General features: G+C 64.4%; 5 protein-coding genes. 1 reads left to right on the forward strand and 4 read right to left on the reverse strand.

Annotation, left to right across the window (positions count from 1 at the left end; genetic code table 11):
- The coding region (locus EOA33_RS25735) for a macro domain-containing protein (RefSeq protein ID WP_190234372.1) at nt 1-203 on the reverse strand (203 nt) is incomplete at its 3' end.
- Nucleotide 204: 1 nt separating this feature from the next.
- Nucleotides 205-1812, reverse strand: a complete 1608-nt coding sequence (locus tag EOA33_RS25740; RefSeq protein ID WP_127406918.1) for a carboxyl transferase domain-containing protein — start codon at nt 1810-1812, stop codon at nt 205-207.
- A 247-nt stretch (nt 1813-2059) separates the two neighbouring features.
- Here EOA33_RS25740 and EOA33_RS25745 point away from each other — a divergent pair, with 247 nt between their 5' ends.
- On the forward strand, nt 2060-2452 hold the full coding sequence (locus tag EOA33_RS25745; protein WP_127399913.1) for a hypothetical protein: 393 nt from the start codon (nt 2060-2062) through the stop codon (nt 2450-2452).
- A 17-nt stretch (nt 2453-2469) separates the two neighbouring features.
- On the opposite strand, the gene EOA33_RS25750 is transcribed toward EOA33_RS25745, so the two are convergent.
- Together EOA33_RS25750 and EOA33_RS25755 are read right to left on the reverse strand one after the other, a co-directional pair.
- A complete protein-coding gene (locus EOA33_RS25750; RefSeq protein ID WP_126055737.1) occupies nt 2470-3633 on the reverse strand; it encodes an isovaleryl-CoA dehydrogenase in 1164 nt (387 codons plus the stop codon).
- Nucleotides 3634-3685: 52 nt separating this feature from the next.
- Nucleotides 3686-4315, reverse strand: coding sequence for a TetR/AcrR family transcriptional regulator (locus EOA33_RS25755; protein ID WP_127406919.1), 630 nt, complete (start codon nt 4313-4315; stop codon nt 3686-3688).
- Between the last annotated feature and the right edge of the window lie 14 nt (nt 4316-4329).

A 4329-nucleotide genomic window follows, 5' to 3' on the forward strand; every position in this document is an offset into this window, starting at 1 on the left:
GTCATCCACACGGTCGGGCCGGTCTTGCAGCCGTTGAGGGTCCGGCATTCCGCCAGGAGTTCGGGCCCGGCCGCGCGATGGATGGCGCCGTCGACGCCGCCGCCGCCGAGCAACGACGAGTTGGCGGCGTTGACGATGGCATCAACCGCCAGCTTCGTGATGTCGCCGGTATGAATGCGGATCCTTTGTCCGGTTTCGTTCATCTCACATCCTGAACACGCCGAAGCGCGTCTCCTCGATCCCGGCATTGAGCGCGGCGGAAAGGCTGAGCGCCAGCACCTCGCGCGCCTTCGCCGGATCGATGATGCCGTCGTCCCACAGCCTCGCCGAGGAATAGAGCGGGTGGCCCTCATGCTCGTATTTCATCAGGATCGGCTTCCTGAATTTGGCTTCCTCCTCGGCGCTCCATTCACCGCCCTTGCGTTCGATACCCTCACGCTTGACCATCGCCAGCACCGTTGCCGCCTGCTCGCCGCCCATCACCGAAATGCGCGCATTCGGCCACATCCACAGGAAGCGGGGCGAATAGGCCCGCCCGCACATGCCGTAATTGCCGGCGCCGAACGAACCGCCGATGATCATCGTCACCTTCGGCACCTTGGCGGTGGCGACCGCCATCACCAGCTTGGCGCCATCCTTGGCGATGCCGCCGGCTTCGTACTTCTTGCCCACCATGAAGCCGGTGATGTTCTGCAGGAAGACCAGCGGAATGCCGCGCTGGCAGCAGAGCTCGATGAAATGCGCGCCCTTCAGCGCGCTTGCCGAGAACAGCACGCCGTTGTTGCCGAGGATGCCGACCGGCATGCCGTGCAGATGGGCAAAGCCGGTCACCAAGGTGGTGCCGTAATTCTGCTTGAACTCGTCGAACTCCGAGCCGTCGACGATGCGCGCGATCACCTCGCGCACGTCATAGGGCTGGCGCAGGTCCGTCGGCACGATGCCGTAGAGTTCATGCGGGTCATGAAGCGGCGGATTCGGTTTCTGTAAGTTCAGACTTACCGCCTTGTTCCGATTGAGATTCCTGATGATGCGCCGGCATATGGCCAGCGCATGTTCGTCATCCATCGCATAGTGGTCGGCGACACCCGAAAGCCTGGTGTGCACGTCGGCGCCGCCGAGTTCCTCGGCGCTGACATCCTCGCCGGTCGCGGCTTTCACCAGCGGCGGGCCGCCGAGGAAGATGGTCGCCTGGTTGCGGACCATGATGGTTTCGTCCGACATTGCCGGCACATAGGCGCCGCCAGCCGTGCAGGAACCCATGACGCAGGCGATCTGCGGGATGCCGGCCGCTGACATGTTGGCCTGGTTGTAGAAGATGCGGCCAAAATGCTCGCGGTCGGGAAACACCTCGTCCTGGTTGGGCAGATTGGCGCCGCCGCTATCGACCAGATAAACGCAAGGCAGGTTGTTCTGCAGCGCGATCTCCTGCGCGCGCAGGTGCTTCTTCACCGTCAGCGGATAGTAGGTGCCGCCCTTCACAGTGGCGTCGTTGACGACGACCATCACCTCCGTGCCCTCGACGCGGCCGATGCCGATGATGATGCCAGCGGCGGGAATGTCCTCGCCATACATCGACCATGCCGCGAACTGGCCGATCTCGAGGAAGGGCGAGCCGATGTCTAGCAACTGCGCAAGGCGCTCGCGAGGCAGGAGCTTGCCGCGCCCGACATGGCGCTCGCGCGCTTCGTCAGAGCCGCCGCGTTCGATGCTTGCAGCCTTCTCGGAAATGTCGGCGACGAGGGCGCGCATGCGCTCGGCGTTGGCGCGGAACGTGTCGGAGGCTGGGGAGATTTGGGATTGCAATGTGGCCACGTTGTTCCTCTCACCCCTCTTGATGCCGCGACGGAACCAGTGTAACAGCCCGCGCCCGGATGCCGCGCGCCAGGCATGGCATCCTTTTTACTAGTGACACCCTCAGGAGGCGACGATGAAAGGCATCGATATGCGTTTCACCAGATGTCTCCCTTCGGCCATGGCCTGACGCCGCCGAAGGGCGGCTTTCCACGTCCCGATTTTGAGCAAGAGGAACACGGCGCCTGCAAGCGCTGTGGGTGTCACAATGTATTTGCGGTTTGTAACGCCGCTGATCCATCCGAAGAGCCGGGTGGAGACCGGCTTTTTCCATGCGTCCTGGTATCTGTACCGGAACGGCTGCCCGGACTGGATCCATGACGAACTGGAGGATCAGTTCGACTGGTTCAATCGGCATCTGCCCATTCCTGGCCGGGTTGGCCGGCATTTCAAGCGCCGGAACTCGATCTGGGGCGTCTGCTGGTTTCACCCGGATGCCAGGGAGGCGATCAGCCGCGCGCGCTATTGTGCCTGGCTGATCGAGGAGGGCGGCTTGCCGGTGCGGTCGATAACGTCGGCGCGCCAGTGCGAGGTTCTGTGGCGCGACGCGCACCAGATCGTCGCCAAGCCAACCGACGACCTGCCCAAGGCGTTCGGCTGAGTTGGCGGAGGGGGACATCAAACTCCCTCCGCCATGATCTCGCGCCCGATCAGCCAGCGGCGGATCTCGCTGGTGCCAGCGCCGATCTCGTAGAGCTTGGCGTCTCGTAGAAGCCGGCCGGTCGGATAGTCGTTGATGTAGCCATTGCCGCCGAGCAGCTGGATAGCGTCGAGCGCCATCTGCGTTGCCTTCTCGGCCGCGAACAGCACGCAGCCGGCGGCGTCCTTGCGCGTGGTCTCGCCACGATCGCAGGCGGCGGCGACCGCGTAGACATAGGCGCGCGCGGCATTCATCGTCGCGTACATGTCGGCGAGCTTGCCCTGCACCAGCTGGAACGTGCCGATCGGCTGGCCGAACTGCTTGCGCTCATGCACATAGGGGATCGCCACGTCGAGGCACGCCGCCATCAGCCCGATCGGACCGCCGGCCAGCACCGCGCGCTCATAGTCGAGACCCGACATCAAGACCTCGACACCACGCCCTTCCTCGTGCAGCACGTTCTCGAACGGCACCTCGACATTCTCGAACACCAGTTCCCCGGTGTTGGAGCCGCGCATGCCGAGCTTGTCTAGCTTCTGCGCCACCGAGAAGCCGGCGAAATCCTTCTCGATGATGAAGGCGGTGATGCCGCGCGAATGGCGATCCGGGTCGGTCTTGGCATAGACCACCAGCGTCCCGGCGTCGGGACCGTTGGTGATCCACATCTTGGAACCGTTGAGCACATAGCGGTCGTTGCGTTTCTCGGCGCGCAGTCGCAGCGACACCACATCGGAGCCGGCGCCCGATTCCGACATCGCCAGCGCGCCGACCTTCTCGCCAGAGCAGAGGGCAGGGAGGTATTTCTCCTTCTGCGACGACGTTGCCCAGCGGTTGATCTGGTTGACGCAGAGATTGGAGTGCGCCCCGTAGGACAAGCCGACCGAGGCCGAGGCGCGCGAGATCTCCTCTACCGCCACGACATGGGCGAGATAGCCCATACCGCTGCCCCCGAATTCCGGATCAGCGGTGATGCCAAGCAGGCCGAGCGCGCCGAGCTCCGCCCACAGATGCGCCGGGAATTCGTTGGCGCGGTCGATCTCGGCCGCGATCGGCGCGATCTTCTCCTGCGCGAAACGCCGCACAAGGTCGCGCAGCGCCTCGATGTCCGGATCGAGCCCGAAGCTCAGCGTGTTCGTGTACATGCCGTTCCTCCCTGCGTATGCCCCGATCTTCGCGGGGGATCATGCGCGAAACTCAGAGCGCCACGACGTCCCTGGCGCGCCCTTGGCGGATTGTCGCGCCGACCAGGCGCATTGTCATCGAAAGATATGACGTGGTGACTTCGCCGATCGACAGCCGCTCGCCCGGCCGGAACCAGACGATGACGCCGGTCATCATCTGGATCAGCGCCATGGCGGTGAGCCCGATGTCGTCGATCGCAAAGACGCCGTCCTCCGCGCCGTCGCGCAGGATGGCGCGAAGTTCCTTCTCATAGGCCGAGCGCTGCTTGAGGATCAGCGTCAGCCGGTCGTGCGAAAGGCTGCGCAGCTCCATGTTCGAGACATGCGTGGCGTGGCGGCGCTCGATATGAAAGGCGATATGGTTTTCGACATAGGCGGCGAGCCGCGCAACCGGATCGGCGCCGGCCGGACGCGCCGCTTCCCAGGCCTGCAGCAGCCCTTCCATATGCTCGCGCATCAGCGTGAACAGCAGGTCTTCCTTGGTTGGGAAATAGCGATAGAGCGCGGCGGCCTGCACGCCGACTTCCGCCGCCAGCAGACGCATCGACATCGCCTCGTAGCCGAGGCGCGCGATTAGGCTCACCGCCGCCTCGCGGACGGCCGCTTCGGTCTTTTCCCCGTCGGAACCCGTCGTCCGCGCCATGGTCGCTCCTTACT

Source organism: Mesorhizobium sp. M4A.F.Ca.ET.050.02.1.1 (assembly GCF_003997725.1).
Classification (GTDB): Bacteria; Pseudomonadota; Alphaproteobacteria; order Rhizobiales; family Rhizobiaceae; genus Mesorhizobium.